We start from the raw sequence: 17365 nt of genomic DNA on the forward strand, positions 1-17365 counted from the left end.
TGCGAGCGGAAATGAGCCGCGCGGAATTCAAAAAGTGATGATCATCATGCCTGTCGGCCGACGTGGGTCGCCTGGCCTCAGCGCTGTTGCAAGGCGAGGCGGACACCCAGGGCGCAGTAGATGCCGCCGACAACCTTGCCTTGCCATTTCAGCACTGTCGGATTTCGGCGCAGGAAACTGCCGAGCCGCCCTGCGCTCACGGCGAACACGACCGTGCTGAAAAGCCCCAGCATGACGAAGATGATCCCCAATACGGCCAATTGAACCATCACTGATCCGCTTTCGGGCCGCACGAACTGAGGCAGGAACGCCAGGAAGAATAGCGCGGTCTTGGGGTTGAGCACCTCGGTCAAGACAGCCTGTCGAAACGCCTTGCCGGCGGAGATTGCAAGCGCGCCGGCGGTCGGATCGGATGGCGCTTTCTCGATGATGGCCCGAATGCCGAGGTAAACGAGGTAGGCCGCGCCGATATACTTTACGATGCTGAACAGCGTCGCCGATGTGGCGATGATCGCCGAGATCCCGACCATCGCCATGGCGGTATGAAACACATCGCCGGCCGCGATCCCGCCGCCTGTGGCGATCCCGACCCTCGTCCCCGAACTCGTTGCGCGGGCGATCGTCAACAGCGTGGCCGGGCCAGGAATGAAGACAAAGCCGAGCACAACCGCGATGTAGGCTATCGCTGTGGCCGGATCGATCATCGCGGCGTTCCTCCGTGAGCTATGCCTTGTCCGTCACCTTCAGCGTGAAGGCATAAGTATAGGCGATCTCCTCCAGGCGTGAAAACCGGCCGGAGGCACCGGCATGGCCGGAATCCATGTTGATCCTGAACAGTACCGGATTGTCGCCGCTCGTGCGGTCGCGCAGCCGCGCAACCCATTTGGCCGGCTCCCAATAGGTGACGCGCGGATCGGTGAGACCGGCGAGCGCCAGGATCGGCGGATAGTCGAGCGCGGCGACATTGTCGTATGGCGAATAGGCGGCGATCGTCAGGTAATCGTCGGCCGACGCGATCGGATTGCCCCATTCCGGCCATTCCGGCGGGGTCAGCGGCAGCGTTGAGTCGAGCATGGTGGTGAGTACATCGACGAAGGGAACCTCGGCCACGATGCCGCCGAAGCAATCCGGCGCCATGTTGGCGATGGCGCCCATCAGCATACCGCCGGCCGAGCCGCCCTGCGCGACGATGCGGTCATGCGCGGTATAGCGCTCGGCAACGAGGTGGCGGGCGCAGGTGATGAAATCGGTGAAGGTGTTCATCTTGTGCGCCCGCTTGCCGTCGTCGTACCAGCCATATCCCTTGTCCTTGCCGCCGCGCACGTGGGCAATGGCAAACACGAACCCACGGTCCACCAGCGAGAACCAGTTGGTGTTGAAGGCGGCCGGCACGGTGATACCGTAGGAGCCGTAACCGTAGAGCAGGCATGGCGCGGAGCCATCCAGCGGCGTGTCGCGGTGATGCAGAAGCGAGATCGGCACCAGTTCGCCATCGGCCGCCGGCGCCATCAGCCGCCTCGTGACGTAGAGGTGCGGATCGTGGCCGGACGGCACTTCCTGGGTCTTGAGCAGCACACGCTCACGAGTGCGCATGTTGTAGTCGAACATCTGCGACGGTGTCGTCATCGAAGAGTAGGAAAAACGCATCATCTCGGTGTCGTATTCCAGGGACCCTGAAAGGCCGAGCGAGAAGGCTTCCTCGTCGAAGGAAATCAGATGCTCTTCGCCGCTGGCCCGATCCCGCACTACGATGCGCGGCAGGCCTTCCTTGCGCTCGAGCCGCACCATGTGGTCCTTGAAGCCGATCACCGACAGGATCAGCCGGCCCGGTTCATGCGGCACCAGTTCCTGCCAGTTGACGCGGACCGGGTCGCTCGCCGGCGCCGTCATGATCTTGAAGTCCTTGGCACCGTCCGCGTTGGTCAGGACGAAGAAGATATCGCCGCCTTCCTCAAGTTCATATTGAAGGCCGGTCTCGCGCGCCGAAACCAGCTTCGGCTTGGCAAATGGATCGCTGGCGCTCAACAGACGGTATTCCGAAGTCTCGTGATCGTTGATGCCGATCATGATCCATTGGTTGTTGCGAGTCCCGTCGACGTTCATGAAGAAGCCGGGGTCGGTTTCCTCGTAGATCAGCCGGTCGTTTTCAGGGGCCTGCCCCAGTGCGTGGAACAGCACCTTCGACGGCCGGTGGTTTGGGTCGAGACGTGTATAGAAGAACCCGTCATTGCCCGCGTCCCAGACCCCCGAACCGCCGGTGGCCTGTATCTGGTCCGCCAGTTCCTTGCCGTCGGCAAGGTCGCGCACACGCAGCGTGTAGAATTCCGAACCCTTGTCGTCGAACGCCCATAGCAACTTGCTATGATCGGCCGAATGATCGACGCCGCCAAGCCGGAAATAGGCCTTGCCCTCGGCCTCGGCGTCGCCGTCGAGCAGGATCTGCTCGGGTCCGCCGCCGCGCGGCGTTCGGAAATAGCGCGGCTGCTCGCCGCCGAGCTTGAAGGAAGAGCCGTAGGCATAAGGCCCGTCCTTCATGGGAACGGAAGAATCATCTTCCTTGATGCGGCCCTTCATTTCCTTGAAAAGCTGCTTTTGCAGATCTGACGTGTCGGCCATCAGCGTCGACTGATAGGCGTTCTCGGCTTCGAGTTCGGCGCGGATACCTGGATCGAGCAAGGAAGGATCCCTGAACATTTCTTGCCAGTTATCCGCTCGCAGCCAGGCATATTCATCGGTTCGCGTGATGCCGTGATGCGTGTCCGAGACGGGCCTTTTCTCGGGGGCAGGGGCGCTGGCGATTGGAAATCGGGAAGTCCTGGTCATTGCGTCTCGCTCTGGAAATATCTTGAATGACGAATGAACACGCCGATCAGGGCAGGTTCAAGAGCCGTGGCGTAGAGGTGGTGTCGGCCCATGCGACGCCGGGAGGAGAGAAGATGACTATTCGGTCTCGTATTGCTGCGGCTTCCGCCGTCGCTTCGCTAAGTCTGGTCTTTGCCGGCCAGTCTCATGCGACCGTATTTTCGGCTTGGCAAGTGGCCAATGTGCCGTTCGGCGACACGCTCAATGTGCGCAAATATCCGTCGGGAACATCCCAGAAGCAGGTCGCATACCCGAACGGGACCGTCCTGCAGATGACCGGACGATGCACCGGCGGCATAAACCTGCTCGATATCGCCAATCAACCGGCATGGAAACAGCAGCAGACGGTTCGCTATCGCTGGTGCGAAGTCTGGCATGAGCCGGCCAAGAACGGCACCTTCGTGACCGGCTGGGCCTATGGCAGATATATCATCCCGTATTGAACGACCATCGATTTTGGCCCCGACGGGTTCGGCCGGCGGGCATGTCGCCTGGCTGCCTGCCCGACAGAGAGGAGCGGCAACCTGTGGTTTTGAGGACAGATGCGAACAACCAAGTTTGCCGAAGCGACGGCAAAGCAAACGAGAGCATTGAAACCTGATTTGTGAGTTATCGCGAATGTAACGGTGAACTGACGTTACGTCAGGCTTTACCGGTTTGGCGGGCGAAATATCGAAAAATTACATGATGCACGAAAGATTGAAGCTGATCGCGGAATAGTTGATCAAGATTCATAAATATAATGCGCGCAACGAATTGACTTACTTGACCTGCGGCCGCATTGATGTCCCCGTGACACGAATCGCGGCAGCTCTATCTGCGCAAATTCGTGCAATGCCCTGCCTGTAAAAAGGGGCACAGACCGACGTAACTCTTGTTGGGGCCTGAAGACCATGGATATTGTCGAAACACCTTCCAGAAACAATGATGCGCTGATCGAGCTCACCGCCGATGTGGTGGCTGCCTATGTCAGCAACAATCCGGTGCCGGTCGGCGAACTACCGAACCTGATATCCGATGTCCATGCCGCCCTCGGGCGTGTGGGCGGAACCGTCGAACAGGCGCCTGCCGACAAGCAGAAGCCGGCTGTCAACCCGAAGCGCTCCGTTCATGACGACTACATTGTCTGTCTTGAAGACGGCAAGAAGTTCAAGTCGCTCAAGCGTCACCTGATGACCCACTACGATCTGACGCCCGATCAGTATCGTGAAAAGTGGAACCTGGACCCAAGCTATCCGATGGTTGCCCCGAATTACGCGGCGGCTCGCTCGCAGCTTGCCAAGAAGATGGGCCTCGGCCGCAAGCGCAAGGCGGCGCGGTAGTCGCTGCTTGCCAGATTGGATTGAAATCAAACGGCGCCTTCGGGCGCCGTTTTGATTTCAGGGGTGGGCGGAAGATCGACAGGTCGATCAGGCAGTCTGGGCGAGCGCCATCTCGGCATCGCGTTTGATGCGCTTGACCATCGAGCGAAGGCCGTTGGCACGCTGGGGCGACAGGTGCTCGTCGAGGCCGAGTGCCTTCAGCGTCGCTTCCGCATCGATTTTCTGGATTTCGCTGGCCGTCTTTCCGGAAAACAGCGCCAGCATGATCGCAACCAGTCCGCGCACGATATGGGCGTCCGAATCGCCGGTGAAGGTGATGACGGGGTCGGCGCCCGGACCCCGTTCGGTGGTCAGCCAGACCTGGCTGACGCAACCTGGCACCTTGTTGGTGGCGTTGCGCTCCGCATCGGGAAAGGGCGGCAGCGCTTCGCCGAGTTCGATGACGTAACGATAACGATCCTCCCATTCGTCAAGGAACGAGAAGTCGTCGCGGATCGTCTGGATCGTGGTCGTCATGACCCGGATATAGTCACGCGGCGGCGCCGCGTCACGGAAAAAACAAGGACACCGCGGGCGTCGAGAGGGCAGACTGCCCGCGGTGCGCCGTCGAGACGGCTTAATTGTTTATCGGCAGGTTGACCGTTTCAGGCAGGGCGACTTCCGGTACGCTGCCCGTCATTGTCGAGGTATCGGGGCCGGCGGACTTGTCGTCCAGCATGGCCGCCGCGATCTTGGCGGTTTCCTTGGCGCGTGCGGTGATGGTGTGCATCGCCGACTTGCCCGTCTCGCAGACATCGGGCTTGCGTTCGCAGATACCGGCGATGTCGCCGACGGCGTCTCGCGCCGCGAACAGGGCCTGGATCGGCCCGACGCTTTCCTGGCCCGTTTCATCGGACCCGACACCCAGCGGCAGCGCCAGCAGCACCAGTGAAAACCAGAAAGCCATTCTTATCAGGAAGAACATGCCTTGCCTCTCGTCGTGACCGGATCATGCATCATATGGCATGACCTCTTTTATGGGCAGGATGTTGACACACAGGCACAAAGGACGGCTTGCACGATCGCCGAGAATTTTCCTCAAATTTTAGGCAAATTCGAAACGAAGCGTTTTGCTGTCGATTTGTTTCATATCGGAACGATTCTTCTCACCATTCGATAACCATCTATCCCGTTGAATGAATTGTGTCTTCGAGGAAATAAAGCGGCTTCGACGACTTGGCCCGCGGTCCGACGACAGGGCCGCCAGGATAACCCTCCGTTTACTATGGCTGCATTTGACCGGGTTTTCGGCCGCCGTCATCCCGATATTTGCCGCAGGGCGGGCCTTGGTCGGCCCTGCCTTATCCATTCCTTAAACGCTGGATGCGAGTTTCAAAGCCAACCAAGACAATCTGCAAAAGCAGAGCTGTTCACGACGAGTGCGAGTGCGTTGAATTGATGCCGATCGAGGCCAGATACGCTGAATTGCCTGGTGCAATAGCGGCCGGTTGTGAGCGCATGGTTCATCCCAGCGTTCTCGAACGGAGCGACCGCGAGCGCCAGCGCCGTTTCATCGGCGTGATGCTGGCCGCGCCATTTTTTGCAGCGGGTGCCGCGGTCACGCTGGTTACATCGGGGATGGGCGCCGCGGTGACCATGGCCGCCATTTTCGCGGCCTTCGGCCTGTGCTGGTTCGTCGCCCTGCTGGTAGCCGCTACCGGCAAGATGGCTGCCGCGGGGCCGATCGCCCTGGCGATGGCGGCGCTTGCCCTTGCCGGTCTCATCGGTGCCGCCGGCGGATTGAGTTCACCTGTCGCCATGCTTACCCTGGCGCTGCCATTCGAAGCCTGGTGGATCGGCGCGTCACGGCGTGCGGCATTGTGGGGGGGCGCGACAGCCGTCATCGCCATCGCCCTTCAGTCCTTGTCGGCCGCCTTCCTTCCATTGGCGGATGCGCACATCGCCGCCTGGCATTGGCTGGTGCCATTGGCCTGGGCGCTGGCCCTCATCCCGCGGATATCGGCTTTTCGCGGCACCGCCGGCGCGGCCGATACGCTCGATGCCGGTGATCGACTGGAAGACATCATCGACGCGGTGGTCTTGCGGGTCGCCCGCCACGGCGAAGTCGTGGATGCATCCGCCAAGTCGCGTACGCTTCTGAAATTGCCGCCTGAGCTGTTGTCCGGAACGGGCCTCTTCGATCGGGTCCACCTGTCGGATCGTGTCTCCTATCTCAGCGCCCTGGCCGACATGCGTGACGGCGCACGGTCGCGCCGCCTCGAATTGCGCATCAGGCTGCCCCAGAGTGGCAACGGCGCCCACAACGGAAGTGGCTTTGTGGCCGACAATTACCAGCCATTCGCGCTCGAACTGGTGCGTGGCGAGAAACAAGGCGACGTCTTCACGCTTGTCCTGCGCCAGAATGACGAGACCGCGCGACTGCGCGAAGAACTGGCGCAAGCCAATGAGACGGCGGCCGCCGCCGAAGTGGCCAAGGGCCGGTTCCTGGCAGTCGTGAGCCATGAACTGCGCACGCCGTTGAACGCCATCATCGGCTTCTCCGACATGCTGCTGCACGAGATGTTCGGCACCTTCAAGGATCCGCGCCAGAAGGAATATGTCGGTCTGGTGCGGGACTCGGGCCAGCATCTGCTGGCAGTCGTGACATCCATACTCGACGTATCGAGGATCGAATCGGGCGTCTACGCCACCGAGCCGGAGCCGTTCCGGTTCGTGGAAGCCGCAGACATGTGCCAGTCGATGATGCGGCTGCAGGCGCAGGCCAAGAATATCGACCTGCAGACGCAGATCGCCCCTGACGCCGGCGATATCAATGCCGATCGCCGCGCCGTACAGCAGATGCTCATCAACCTCGTTTCCAACGCGATCAAGTTCACCCCCGACGGCGGCGATGTCGTCATCGGCGCCAAGCGGATCGGCTCACGTCTGCATTTCTGGGTGAGGGACACCGGTATCGGCATCGCCGAGGAGGATTTCGCCAATCTCGGCAAACCCTTCACGCAGATCCAGAACGACTATACCCGCCGCTTTGAGGGCACGGGTCTTGGCCTTTCCCTGGTGAAGGGGCTGGTGGCCTTGCATGAAGGGACCATGTCGATCGAAAGCATGCCGGGCGAGGGCACCACGGTCACCATCAGCCTGCCGGTCGGCGGGCCGAAGGGGCGCCCCGCCAACCCGACCGGAGTGCTGACAATGCCGGTGACGAGGGCGAAAGGGGACGGAAATGGCTCGCTCCGCAAAACAGGCTAAGGCGGTCAAACGCCGCGGCAACGCCTTTCAGGACGGCGCCATCGCCGTCGGCGGCATGATTTCGCGCAATCCCGTCCTGGTGGGAGGATCGACCGCATTCCTGGTGACGCTGTTCTATGTCTCGGCGAATGCGCTATGGTATCAGCCTTTCCCGCACGCCGGGGCGTTTTTCGCCACACGCAATTTCCAGGGCGTTCCGCACGCCGCCGCCGACGAGCCCGAGACGACAATCAACATCGTGCGGTCCAATGCCGCGCCCGCCCCGATCAAGGGTGACCCGGTGGTCGAGCAGGTGCAAGGCATATTGAAGGACCTTGATTTCTATTCCGGCACCGTCGACGGCATTTCCGGCCCCAACACGCGCAAGGCCATACAGGCCTATCAACAGAAGGTCGGGCTGAACGCCTCGGGCGAGATCGACGTACTGCTCCTGGATCAACTGGGTGCAACGCCGAAGACGGCTGCCGTGCCGAAACCGCAACCTCGTCCTGACATGCCGCCGGCCGCAGTTCCCGTGTCCTTGCAGACCAACGAGGCACAGGCGAATGCCGCCTTGCAGGGGCCTGACCCCCGCATCGTCAAGATCCAGGCCGGGCTGAAGGCCTTCGGCAATGACGACATGCAACTGGATGGCGTCGTCGGCGCACGCACCAAGGCGGCGATCAAGGAGTTCCAGTCACTGTTCGGCTTGCCGCAGACCGGCGAGCCCGACGAGATCGTCTACGTCAAGATGCGCGAGATCGGCCTCACCAACTGACGGCCGAAAACGACGGCTCGCCCTCCACGGGGAATTTCGGTAGAGAGCCCGCATGTCGTCGGGAGTCTTCCATGCGCGTAACCGCTGATCTGTGGGTCTCGGCCCTGTTGCGCCGGGTTTTCAGCGCCGGCGGATTTGCCGCCGTGGTCAATCGCGGCGCGACGGAGGCCGGGGCCGTGTTCATCCTGGCGCGGGGCAGGCTGGGTGAAACGGCTCTCTACGGGCCGGCACCGCAGACAAGCTACGATTCGGCCAAGCCCGAAGACCGTTTTTTCAGCCTTCTCGCCGCCGGCAACGATGCCGCCGTGCTGGATGCGAGACTGGAGCGCGAGAAAAAATTCGATCCCGACATCTGGGTGGTCGAGATCGAGGCCGGTAGCGTTCCCATCGAGGAACTTATTTCCGTGAAGACGCCCTGAGGCCGGGGGCGTCGGCTTCGTCGCTGTTGGAGGCCCTGCGGCTGTCGCCGTTTGCCGGTGGCTTGCCGCGAACCGTCTTGGACAGGGTTTCGGCCTTCCACTCCCGCACCATATCCAGGGCCGCGTCGCGATGCAGCAGGCGGTAGCGGTCGAGATAGGCGCGGATGGCCTGGGGATGCGGGAACAGGCCGGGATAGACGGCGACAGTGATCAGGAATGCCCGGTCCTCGCTGAAGTCGAGCGAACGCAGCGCCGCAAGCAGCGGCGCATAGTTCTGGTGGGCGGTCAGCGATTGCGCAATCGAAAAATCAATGTCGAGAGCGTCCGCCAGCGCGGTGTGGAAGAACGCGGCGTTTCCCGTCAGTGCCGTCTCGCGCAGTTTGACAAAGGTGTCCGCGCCGGGGAACGCGTCGATCTTCGCCGCCAAGGCTTGGTCGCCGGTGCGCATCATGGAGCGCAGCTTGCGCCGCGCGCTCTCGGCGGCAACGCCGGATGTCTGCTGAGTTTCCGCGCTGTCCGCCGTCGCTTGCGCCTTCACGACAAGGCTCTGCGCCGGGGCTGCTTCCGGATCCCGCGTCCGCACCAGGGTCGGCCTTTCGAGCGCCCTGATCAGATCGGCGATGGTCGGGTTCAGATCCTTGCGCCGCGCTATGGCGCGCGCATGCGGCAGCCCATGCCGGCCAATCAGCGCGATCAGGTCGATGTCGCTGACGGCGCGCGAGCGGATGAGCAGTGGAGCGGCAATGTCGACCGGTTCCTCGCAGAGGCGCCGCACCAGGGCCGCGGGTGCGTATTCGCATTCGGAAAGGGCGGCTGCCACGTAGCGCCGCGATTCGACGGATACATCATCGAACAGAGGCAGCGTCAGGTCTTCGAGTTGGCCGATCTCCCGGCGCGACGGTCGCGTCAGCGAGCAGAACGCGGAAACGGCGGCGCGGAACAGCCTTTCGGCTTTTCCCGATTGCGTCCTTATCGCGATTTGCCTGAAATCCGAAGATGACACGAAGGATACGCCTGACACCAGATACACACTCGACCTCGCGGCACCGGGACTATGTCGGTTTCGCGATTGCCTCGGTCAGAACTCACTGACCCGGGAACAAAGATCAATTTAGCCGCGATCCGTTAGCGCTCCGTTAACCCTCTGCCGGCCTTAATGATATTTGGAGGCGTTGCGTTGTGCTCCGGGGAAACCGAGAGGAATGCGCGAATCATGGGCATGGTACTGTCTTTCGTGCCGCGTGCGGCACCGGCTAATCGAGCCAAGCAAACCACCGAAATACCGGCGGCGGTGATCATATTTCCCGGCATCCGTTATGAACGGTCCAGCACCGGCGAAGCCCGGCCTGCAGGGCCAGACAAGCCGGGATCGCCACGGACGCCAGTCCCCCATCACTGAGCAGTCCCTCACCACTGAGCTTTGCTGAAGCCATGGTGGTCCGTCAGGCTCTCTGCTCCAGATCCGCGATCGAGGCTTAGAAATCCTGCAACTCGCAGGAACTCTGATCGAGAAAGCGGGACACGATCGGCTTCCAGCTCTCGTCGGGTACGAAGCTGCGGATGACGAAGATGCCTTCATCGATCGGCGCCTCGACGAAGATCGCTCCCTGAAGATCCTCGGGCAGGTCCTTGCGCACGTCGATCATCTGTGCCGGCGTCAGCACGACGGCATCCAGCTTGCCGCCCGCCGCCGTGTGGTCGTTGAAGGAATAGATGTTGTGACCGCTGCGGTCATAGACCGACACCGACCAGAACGGGACGTCCCCCGGCGCCTTGATCCGGACCATTCCTTCCTCGAGGTCGAAGCGGCAGGCTGTTGCGTAGAACAGCGGGTCTACTGATTTCACCACCGGTGCGCCGCCCGCTTCGGCATCGAGCCGGTTCATCTTGTAGAGATCCGAAGCCATGGAGAGACGCGACCAGGCGTCGCGTTCCGAAAATTCCGGCACCAGAAGCAGGACGACAATGTGGACGATGCCGGCGCCGACGAGGCCGAGCAGGATGGCATGGAAAAGCCTGCGCAATGCGGCACGCAAACTACGCATCGCAGCCCGCCTTGACGATCCTGGGCAGCGAAACGTCTGACAGGCCGGTGCTGCTGGCGATCGGCGTGTCGTAGAGGGTCAGGACGAAATACATCCGTCCAGAACCGTCGGTCAGCAGCCAGTTGCCCGGCATCGGGTGATGGCCCACGGATATAATCACGGAATTGTCCGGTTGGCGTAGCACCTCGTAGGACTGAAGAGCCGCAAGCCGCGATTTACCGGTCTCGACGACGCCGAGCGACTGATCGGCGGCATAAAGCGTCCAGAACCGCGCTGTCGGAAATCCGCCCTCGATCCTGTAGGTGCATTCCCGCTTGAGCTGGTCGCCGGCGGCATCCTTTTCCGCCACGAAGGACAGGCCCTCGGCGCGACCAAGCGCCAGCACGCCCTCGCGCGCCACGCGGGCCTTGGAATAGGGGTCCGCGGCCGGTGTGCCGATGTCGGGGAAGGCAGTCCACTGGCCGATCCTGATTGCGCCGACACCGTCCTGGATCTTCAGCGCATACCAGACGCTGGCGCCGCCTCCGCCAATGGCTATGGCAAGCGAAATCAGCATCAGGAAGGCGTTCTTGAGCATGAAGGGCCAGGTGCGCGCAGAATTGCCGTTCGGGGATATCGCGGCGCGGGGCCTTGTGGCAAGCAGGCGTGATGGATTTGCCAGTCGGTCTTGTCTCAGCGGGCGGATATCACAGTGCCGACAACGTTTCGGGTGAAGCGGGGGCGTCGAGTTTGGGGGCCGCCTGGAACATCTGGCTCATGTCCCGCAACGTCTGTGTGGTTCGACTGGACAGCACCGGCGGCCGCTCGGCGGCGGCATCGGCCGCGGCCTGCTCCTCGCTCTTCTTCTGTGCCTCGGCGGCCTTTGCTGCGACCTCCTCGTCGACGAAGGGCTTGTCTATCCCCGGGATCGGCTTCAAGTCGATGTTCTGGTGCGCGTAGACCATCAACCGCTGCCACACCATCGCCGGCAGCGAGCCGCCGGTCATGTTCTTGGTCGGGGTGAAATCGTCATTGCCTAGCCACACGGCCGCCGTGTAGTTGCCGGTAAAGCCGACGAACCAGGCATCGCGGTAGGATTGCGTGGTGCCGGTCTTGCCGGCGACGACGATGTTGGGAATTTGCGCCCGCCGCGCCGTGCCCATCACCGGCACGGCCGCCAGCATGGTGTTCATGGATTTCAGGGCCTGCTCGGAGAGGACGCGATGCGGCGGCGGCGCGTCCTTGGTCCAGTCATACACCACGTCGCCGGTGCGGGTTACGAGCTGGGTGATGCCGTGCCGGGAACCGACGAAGCCATTCTGGGCGAACACGCTGTAGCCCGTCGCCTGGTCCATCACGGTCATGCCCGAGGTGCCGAGCACCATCGTCTTGTGCCCTTCGAGCGGCGATTCCACCCCAAACGATTCCGCCAATGCCTTGATCGGCGCGATGCCGAGATGGTCCTTGGCCAGCCGCACCGGCACGGTGTTGATCGACTTGGCCATCGCCATGATCAGCGTGATGTTGCCCGCCGACTCGCCGCTGTAATTGTGCGGCGACCAGTTGCCCCAGCTGATCGGCCCGCCAGAAATGATCGAGTTCGGCGTGAAGCCGTGTTCCATCGCCGTGGCGTAGACATAGGGCTTGAACGATGAGCCGGTCTGGCGCAGTGCCTTGGTGGCGCGGTTGAACTGGCTGGCGCCGTAGTCGCGGCCGCCGACGATCGCCCGCACCGCGCCATTGGTCTCGATCACTACCACGGCCCCTTCGGTGACGTTGTACTCCTTGCCGAACTGGCGCAGGTGGAACTCGACGGACTCCTCCGCCGCCTTCTGGATGTTGGCGTCGAAGGTGGTGTGGGCAACCAGCGAGTGCTGGCCGGGCTTGGCGATCTTCTTGACCTCGTCGAAGGCCCAGTCGAGGTAGTAGTCGGGGCTCTTCTGTTCGCCGCGGTCGACGACGTCGGCCGGATGCAGTCTGGCCTGCAGCACCTGGCCTTCGGTCATGAAGCCGGAATCGACGAGGTTGGACAGCACCACGTTGGCCCGCGCGCGCGCCGCCGGCAGGTTGATATGCGGCGCGTATTTGGTCGGCGCCTTGAACAGGCCGGCCAGCATCGCCGCCTCGGCAAGGTTCAGGTCCTTGACGCTCTTGCCGAAATAGAAGTCCGCCGCCGCCTCGATGCCGAACGTGCCACCGCCCATATAGGCGCGGTCGAGATAGAGCTGCAGGATTTCCTTCTTCGACAGATTGGCCTCCAGCCACAGCGACAGGAACGCCTCCTTGATCTTGCGCTCGAACGTGCGCTCATTGGTCAGGAACAGGTTCTTGGCCAGCTGCTGGGTGATGCTCGAGCCACCCTGGACGACCGAATTCGCCCGCACGTTCTCGAAGATCGCGCGCGACAGGCCGAGCACGTCGATACCGTAATGATCGAAAAACCGGCGGTCCTCGGTGGCGAGCACCGCCTTGATGACATGGTCCGGCATCTCGTCGACCGGCACGGAGTCGCGCTGGATGATGCCACGCTGGCCGATCTCGTTGCCATAGCGGTCCAGGAAGGTGACGGCGAAGTCGCCCTGGGCGCGCCAGTCGCCGGTGGTATCCTGGAAAGCGGGTATCGCCAGCGCCAGCATCACCACCATGCCGCCGGCGCCGAGTGTAAAACCTTCGCTCAAAAGTTCGATGAAGCCGCGCCGCCAGCCCTTCAGGCGGAAGCGCCGCGAGAAGATCGTCGCGGCCTCCCAGAACTGGCGCGCCTTGAACCCGATCTCATAGAGCGAGGAATCAAGCCACGCGTCCAGCGCCAGCAACCAGGCGGCGATCGGACCTCTTCTCTTGCGTGGTTCAGGGCTGACCATTCAAAAAACCCGGCTCGGTTCTGGCGCGACCTGAAAACCGCAAGCGGGCAATTTCAGGGCGGCGCCCTGTGCGACTATTCATCCATTTACGGACACTCACAAGGGCGGCGAGGACACAGGGGCACGGTTTGTTGATGGAAGAGCCAGGTACCCGGCGGCCGGTTCCTCGCCCGCCAGGTACCCGATCCGGCGAGCGGGGGCAGGTTTGCCGTTTTCCCGACTATCAGGCCGCCTCGCGCTTCAGCGCCTGTGCCATGCAATGGATACCGCCGCCGGTCTTGGAGATTTCGCTCATGTCGACGGCCGCGACCTCGAAGCCGCGCGCCTTGAGTTTTTCGATCAGCGTCTTGCTGGACGTCGGCGCGATCACCCGGTCCTTGCCCAGCGACATGAAGTTGCAGCCGAGCGCCATCGTGTCCTGGAAGGGAACGTCGATGATCTCGTGCCCCTTGCCCTTCAGCCAGTCGACGATGCCAGGCTCGGTGCAGGCGAGGCAGACGGCAGTGAGCTTTTCGGCGATCGGCACCACCATCAGGTCGATATGGACGTAATATTCGTCGATGAAGGCAATGCGTGTCTCCCAGCCTTCCTTCTCGAACCAGGCCTGCACCTGCCGGGCGCCTTCCTCCTGCGTGCGGGCGCCGCCGCAGCCGATCAGCACCACGCCGTCCTCGATGACATTGAAGTCGCCGCCCTCGAAAGTGCCGGCTGTCACCATGTCGTAGATCGGGATGCCGAGCTTTTCATAGGTGCGGATGGCGGCGTAGTTCTCGCCGCGCCGCCACCAGTTGGCCATGGCGGTGATAATGGCGCCATAAGGCGTCATGACGCTGGAATCGCGGGAATAGACCTGCATCGGCAGTTCCGGCGTCGGCTCGTGCCAGTGAATGTTGACGCCGAAATGCTCGTAGGCCGCGACAAGATCCTTGTGCTGCGCCTGCGCGATCTGGACGTTGCAGGGGGCTTCACGCAGGTGCTTGCGCGACAGCGAGCTGGTCGACAGGTGGCGCAGGAAATTCGGCGATCCGAGCAGCACGTCGGTCAACACGTCGGTTTCGTTGGCGAAGCCCCAGACGGTCAGTGGCTTGGTACCGCCGGCCGGGTTGCGGCGTTGAAGCGAAAACGGCTCGGCGATGATGCGGTCATGGACGGTCATGCGGGTTCTCCTCGTGGGCTCTTTTTAAAGGGTTGGTCAGGTCATGCGTTGCTTGGGATCCACCAGTCGCGGCCGCGCGCGGTGATGACATATTCCGGCCAGCGAAAGTTGATCGGCGGGTCGTAGTCGCAGAGCGGCGCGATCCAGTTGGAGCCGCCGACGCCACCGCCGGTACGGGTGATGAACTCGTCCATTGCCGCATCGCGGGCGGTCTCGTCCTCGAGCAGGCGCAGCGCCGTCAGCGCGACCGTCTTGGCGGCGCAGATGACCATCGGGTCGATCGTCGCCGGAATGCCACCCAGCGCATTCATCACCCAGGAGGGATAGGCGCTGCCATTCGCCGAGCGGAGCGCTGGGCGGGCGACATAGAAGCGGGCGGTCGGCGCGTGCCAGCTCATGTCGGTGTAGTCGTCGGAGGTCGAGTTCACCTGGGACGGCGGCAGGTCGCGGCGCAGGATCGCCTCAGCCTCTTGTGGCGAAATCAGCCGCTCAAGCTCGTCGATAAAGGGGTTTTCGGTAGCAGTGCCGCCGGCATTGACCTGGATTTCCCGCGCGATCGTTCTGGCGGCCTCGTCCCAGCGTGGCGGCCCGACTGTCGACAGGGCTTCATAGGCAATCCCGGCCATGGCGTGGTTCGCGAGCCCCGGCCGTGACTTCGACACCCAGTGCCGCTCGTAGCGGCAGCCGCTGATCGCGGCCGCGGCCGCGGCGTTGCGGTCGAGCACTGCCGTTACCTGCTCGGCCATGCCGATGGTGGGCACGCGGATCATGTACTGGATCTCGGCCAGTCCCGCCGGCAGATTGTCCGCCGTGGCCTGGCCGGCCGTCAGGATCGCCTCGCTGATCGACCAGCCGCCCTGGTGTGGCAGCATGGAATCGCGCAGCGCCTTGGAGGCCATGTACATGGTCATCAGTGCATCGTTGGCGCCCGGTGCCCTGACCGCCGAATGCGCCTGCGGGATCGGTGCGCCGTCGCTTCCGCGAACCCAATTTTCGGGTTCGTCGCAGACGAAGCGATAGATCATCGCGTAGGCCGCGCCGCAATGCGTGTCCCAGCGCGCGGTATTGCAGAGCGGCAGCATGTAGAAGGGATGGAAGGAGATCATGCCGGCAAGGCCGTCATAGTAGCCTTTTGCCGCATGGATTGGCTTCGAACCGCGCACTTTCTCAGCCGGCTCGCCGGTAAAGCGCAGCGTGCCTTGAATGTCGTGGCGCTGCATGGCGGCTTTGGTGGCGAGCAGGCCGCCGAGACTTGCTATGCCGAGCCCCGAATGCGGGTCGGTATGGCCGCCGGCCTCGGCGCCAAGGCCAGGTCGCGGCTGCCTCACCGTCACGGCGTCCTGGCAATTGCCGGGCACGGCATCATATTCGGCATACATGCCCACTGTCGGTCCGGCACCGTTCGTCCAATGGGCGCAAAAGGCGGTCGGCATGCCGCCCGAGCCTTCCTCGACCGAAAATCCCTCGCGCTTGAGTCGATCGACATACCAGGCGGCCGATTGGTACTCGCGCCAGGCGGTCTCGCCGAAATCGAAAATGGTGCGTGTCCATGCCGACAGCAGGGGCTGGATGCCGTCCAGGCAGGCAAGCGCGGTCTCTTGCGCCGATGTCGTCACCGGTTTCTCCATGCTCTAGAAGAAAGCAGTGAAGTGGCTCGCCAAAAAGTGATATGTTTTCCTGGTTCATGCAAATTCGGTTCACCTCTTGAGAATTCCATCGACACAGGCGCTACGCGCGCTCGACAGTTTCGCCAGGCATGGCAGCGTCTGGCGCGCCGCCGACGAACTGCACCTGACCCGCAGCGCGGTGAGCCACCAGTTGCGGCTCCTCGAGCGCGATCTCGGCTTCGATCTGCTGGAGCGTATCGGCAAGGGTGTGGCGCTCACCCCGCGTGGGCAGCGTTATGCCAGCGACGTTCGCAAGGCGCTGACCGTGCTCGGTGACGCGGTGACGCGCGATGCCGGCACTGGCGTCGGCGGCTCGTTCGCCGTCTCCTGTACGCCGGGTTTCGCCTCGCTGTTCCTGTGCACCCATATCGGCGAGTTCCGGCAGATGTACCCTGATGTCGCGCTGCGCGTCCTGACGCCCCGGCGGCTCGACGATGTCAGCAATGCCGACGCAGACGCCTTCATCGCCTTCGGCGTGGGCAACTGGCCGAACCGCATGGCCGAGCTGTTGTGCGAAATCTCGTTCACGCCGCTCTGCAGCCCGACGCTGCTCAACAAGGTCGGCGGCTTTTCCCGGCCGGCGGACGTGCTGCGCGCCAATCTGCTTCATCTCGACGACACCGAGGATTGGGCACGCTGGCTGGCGCTGTCCAAGGTCGAAAACCCGGACACCGAAGGCGGCATCTTCTTTTCCGACATGAACCTCGTCTTCTCGGCGGCGATTGCCGGGCAGGGGATCGCCATGGGTGACGAACTGACCAGCCGCCGTGCGCTGAGCGAAGGCCGTCTGGTCAGGCCTTTCGACATCGCGATCAAATCGCCGCGCTCCTATTTTCTGGTCTCCGAACACGCAAAGGCCTCGCACCCGGTCCTGGAAGCGTTCGCGGGATGGCTGAGGTCGACTCTCTCCGAGAACCGCATTCAGCCCTATTGAGAGGCAGCGTGGCGCCAGCCCGCCATAGATGAATGAAATTTGCCGATCAGGCGAAAACTATTCGGTTGCGGTGAGCTTCCGCCCTGCCTACGATTTGGCTCAACGGTAAGGATA

16 protein-coding genes are annotated in these 17365 nt (G+C 62.7%); 6 read left to right on the forward strand and 10 right to left on the reverse strand.

Annotated features, from left to right (window positions below; translation table 11 throughout):
* Positions 1 to 77: 77 nt before the first annotated feature.
* Both FJ936_RS27650 and FJ936_RS27655 read right to left on the reverse strand, forming a co-directional pair.
* Positions 78 to 704 (reverse strand): LysE family translocator, encoded by a 627-nt coding sequence (locus tag FJ936_RS27650; protein ID WP_140788187.1) that lies wholly within the window; start codon positions 702 to 704, stop codon positions 78 to 80.
* Positions 705 to 723: 19 nt separating this feature from the next.
* Complete coding sequence (locus tag FJ936_RS27655) at positions 724 to 2823, reverse strand: S9 family peptidase (protein WP_140788186.1); 2100 nt, start codon at positions 2821 to 2823, stop codon at positions 724 to 726.
* Positions 2824 to 2936: 113 nt separating this feature from the next.
* On the opposite strand from FJ936_RS27655, the gene FJ936_RS27660 reads away from it, so the two are divergent.
* Entirely contained in the window at positions 2937 to 3305 is a 369-nt protein-coding gene (locus tag FJ936_RS27660; protein WP_140788305.1) for an SH3 domain-containing protein, read from the forward strand.
* 450 nt (positions 3306 to 3755) lie between these two features.
* Positions 3756 to 4184 (forward strand): MucR family transcriptional regulator, encoded by a 429-nt coding sequence (locus FJ936_RS27665; RefSeq protein WP_015318648.1) that lies wholly within the window; start codon positions 3756 to 3758, stop codon positions 4182 to 4184.
* A gap of 87 nt (positions 4185 to 4271) precedes the next feature.
* Here the strand turns inward: FJ936_RS27665 and FJ936_RS27670 are convergent, their stop codons facing one another.
* Entirely contained in the window at positions 4272 to 4700 is a 429-nt protein-coding gene (locus tag FJ936_RS27670) for a SufE family protein (protein ID WP_015318647.1), read from the reverse strand.
* A gap of 100 nt (positions 4701 to 4800) precedes the next feature.
* Complete coding sequence (locus FJ936_RS27675; RefSeq protein ID WP_140788185.1) at positions 4801 to 5148, reverse strand: DUF5330 domain-containing protein; 348 nt, start codon at positions 5146 to 5148, stop codon at positions 4801 to 4803.
* A 533-nt stretch (positions 5149 to 5681) separates the two neighbouring features.
* Here FJ936_RS27675 and FJ936_RS27680 point away from each other — a divergent pair.
* The 3 genes from FJ936_RS27680 to FJ936_RS27690 all read left to right on the forward strand — a co-directional run bounded on the left by FJ936_RS27680 (position 5682) and on the right by FJ936_RS27690 (position 8609).
* On the forward strand, positions 5682 to 7433 hold the full coding sequence (locus FJ936_RS27680; protein ID WP_140726664.1) for a HAMP domain-containing sensor histidine kinase: 1752 nt from the start codon (positions 5682 to 5684) through the stop codon (positions 7431 to 7433).
* A complete protein-coding gene (locus tag FJ936_RS27685) occupies positions 7408 to 8190 on the forward strand; it encodes a peptidoglycan-binding protein (protein WP_141907230.1) in 783 nt (260 codons plus the stop codon). Before FJ936_RS27680 ends, FJ936_RS27685 begins: the two co-directional genes overlap by 26 nt.
* A 71-nt stretch (positions 8191 to 8261) precedes the next feature.
* Positions 8262 to 8609, forward strand: coding sequence for a DUF1491 family protein (locus FJ936_RS27690; RefSeq protein WP_140726669.1), 348 nt, complete (start codon positions 8262 to 8264; stop codon positions 8607 to 8609).
* On the opposite strand, the gene FJ936_RS27695 is transcribed toward FJ936_RS27690, so the two are convergent.
* From FJ936_RS27695 to FJ936_RS27725, 6 genes are all read right to left on the reverse strand, one after another.
* Entirely contained in the window at positions 8587 to 9612 is a 1026-nt protein-coding gene (locus tag FJ936_RS27695; protein WP_140726672.1) for a hypothetical protein, read from the reverse strand. The two genes, FJ936_RS27690 and FJ936_RS27695, sit on opposite strands and share 23 nt — an antisense overlap.
* 472 nt (positions 9613 to 10084) lie before the next feature.
* Positions 10085 to 10654: a DUF1254 domain-containing protein gene (locus FJ936_RS27705; RefSeq protein ID WP_140788183.1), complete on the reverse strand. Its 570-nt coding sequence runs from the start codon at positions 10652 to 10654 to the stop codon at positions 10085 to 10087.
* Positions 10647 to 11231, reverse strand: coding sequence for a DUF1214 domain-containing protein (locus FJ936_RS27710; protein WP_015318639.1), 585 nt, complete (start codon positions 11229 to 11231; stop codon positions 10647 to 10649). Before FJ936_RS27710 ends, FJ936_RS27705 begins: the two co-directional genes overlap by 8 nt.
* Positions 11232 to 11340: 109 nt before the next feature.
* Positions 11341 to 13494 (reverse strand): penicillin-binding protein 1A, encoded by a 2154-nt coding sequence (locus FJ936_RS27715; RefSeq protein WP_015318638.1) that lies wholly within the window; start codon positions 13492 to 13494, stop codon positions 11341 to 11343.
* Between the two features lie 223 nt (positions 13495 to 13717).
* Entirely contained in the window at positions 13718 to 14650 is a 933-nt protein-coding gene (locus FJ936_RS27720) for a dimethylarginine dimethylaminohydrolase family protein (protein ID WP_015318637.1), read from the reverse strand.
* Positions 14651 to 14691: 41 nt separating this feature from the next.
* The gene (locus FJ936_RS27725) at positions 14692 to 16278 is read right to left on the reverse strand and encodes an amidohydrolase (RefSeq protein WP_181171100.1); all 1587 of its coding nucleotides are present in this window, start codon (positions 16276 to 16278) and stop codon (positions 14692 to 14694) included.
* A 76-nt stretch (positions 16279 to 16354) separates the two neighbouring features.
* Between FJ936_RS27725 and FJ936_RS27730 the strand changes: the two genes are divergently transcribed.
* Positions 16355 to 17251 (forward strand): LysR substrate-binding domain-containing protein, encoded by an 897-nt coding sequence (locus FJ936_RS27730; protein WP_140663161.1) that lies wholly within the window; start codon positions 16355 to 16357, stop codon positions 17249 to 17251.
* The last annotated feature ends 114 nt before the right edge of the window (positions 17252 to 17365 follow it).

Source organism: Mesorhizobium sp. B2-4-13, assembly GCF_006658535.1.
Lineage (GTDB): Bacteria > Pseudomonadota > Alphaproteobacteria > Rhizobiales > Rhizobiaceae > Mesorhizobium > Mesorhizobium australicum.

Excerpts from the sequence above, each read along its gene's own strand:
- FJ936_RS27670 (WP_015318647.1), bottom strand. The coding sequence starts at position 4,700 with ATGACGACCACGATCCAGACGATCCGCGACGACTTCTCGTTCCTTGAC.
- FJ936_RS27725 (WP_181171100.1), bottom strand. The coding sequence starts at position 16,278 with ATGGAGAAACCGGTGACGACATCGGCGCAAGAGACCGCGCTTGCCTGC.
- FJ936_RS27680 (WP_140726664.1), top strand. The coding sequence starts at position 5,682 with ATGGTTCATCCCAGCGTTCTCGAACGGAGCGACCGCGAGCGCCAGCGC.
- FJ936_RS27690 (WP_140726669.1), top strand. The coding sequence starts at position 8,262 with ATGCGCGTAACCGCTGATCTGTGGGTCTCGGCCCTGTTGCGCCGGGTT.
- FJ936_RS27720 (WP_015318637.1), bottom strand. The coding sequence starts at position 14,650 with ATGACCGTCCATGACCGCATCATCGCCGAGCCGTTTTCGCTTCAACGC.
- FJ936_RS27705 (WP_140788183.1), bottom strand. The coding sequence starts at position 10,654 with ATGCGTAGTTTGCGTGCCGCATTGCGCAGGCTTTTCCATGCCATCCTG.
- FJ936_RS27710 (WP_015318639.1), bottom strand. The coding sequence starts at position 11,231 with ATGCTCAAGAACGCCTTCCTGATGCTGATTTCGCTTGCCATAGCCATT.
- FJ936_RS27665 (WP_015318648.1), top strand. The coding sequence starts at position 3,756 with ATGGATATTGTCGAAACACCTTCCAGAAACAATGATGCGCTGATCGAG.
- FJ936_RS27675 (WP_140788185.1), bottom strand. The coding sequence starts at position 5,148 with ATGTTCTTCCTGATAAGAATGGCTTTCTGGTTTTCACTGGTGCTGCTG.
- FJ936_RS27655 (WP_140788186.1), bottom strand. The coding sequence starts at position 2,823 with ATGACCAGGACTTCCCGATTTCCAATCGCCAGCGCCCCTGCCCCCGAG.
- FJ936_RS27650 (WP_140788187.1), bottom strand. The coding sequence starts at position 704 with ATGATCGATCCGGCCACAGCGATAGCCTACATCGCGGTTGTGCTCGGC.
- FJ936_RS27715 (WP_015318638.1), bottom strand. The coding sequence starts at position 13,494 with ATGGTCAGCCCTGAACCACGCAAGAGAAGAGGTCCGATCGCCGCCTGG.
- FJ936_RS27685 (WP_141907230.1), top strand. The coding sequence starts at position 7,408 with ATGGCTCGCTCCGCAAAACAGGCTAAGGCGGTCAAACGCCGCGGCAAC.
- FJ936_RS27660 (WP_140788305.1), top strand. The coding sequence starts at position 2,937 with ATGACTATTCGGTCTCGTATTGCTGCGGCTTCCGCCGTCGCTTCGCTA.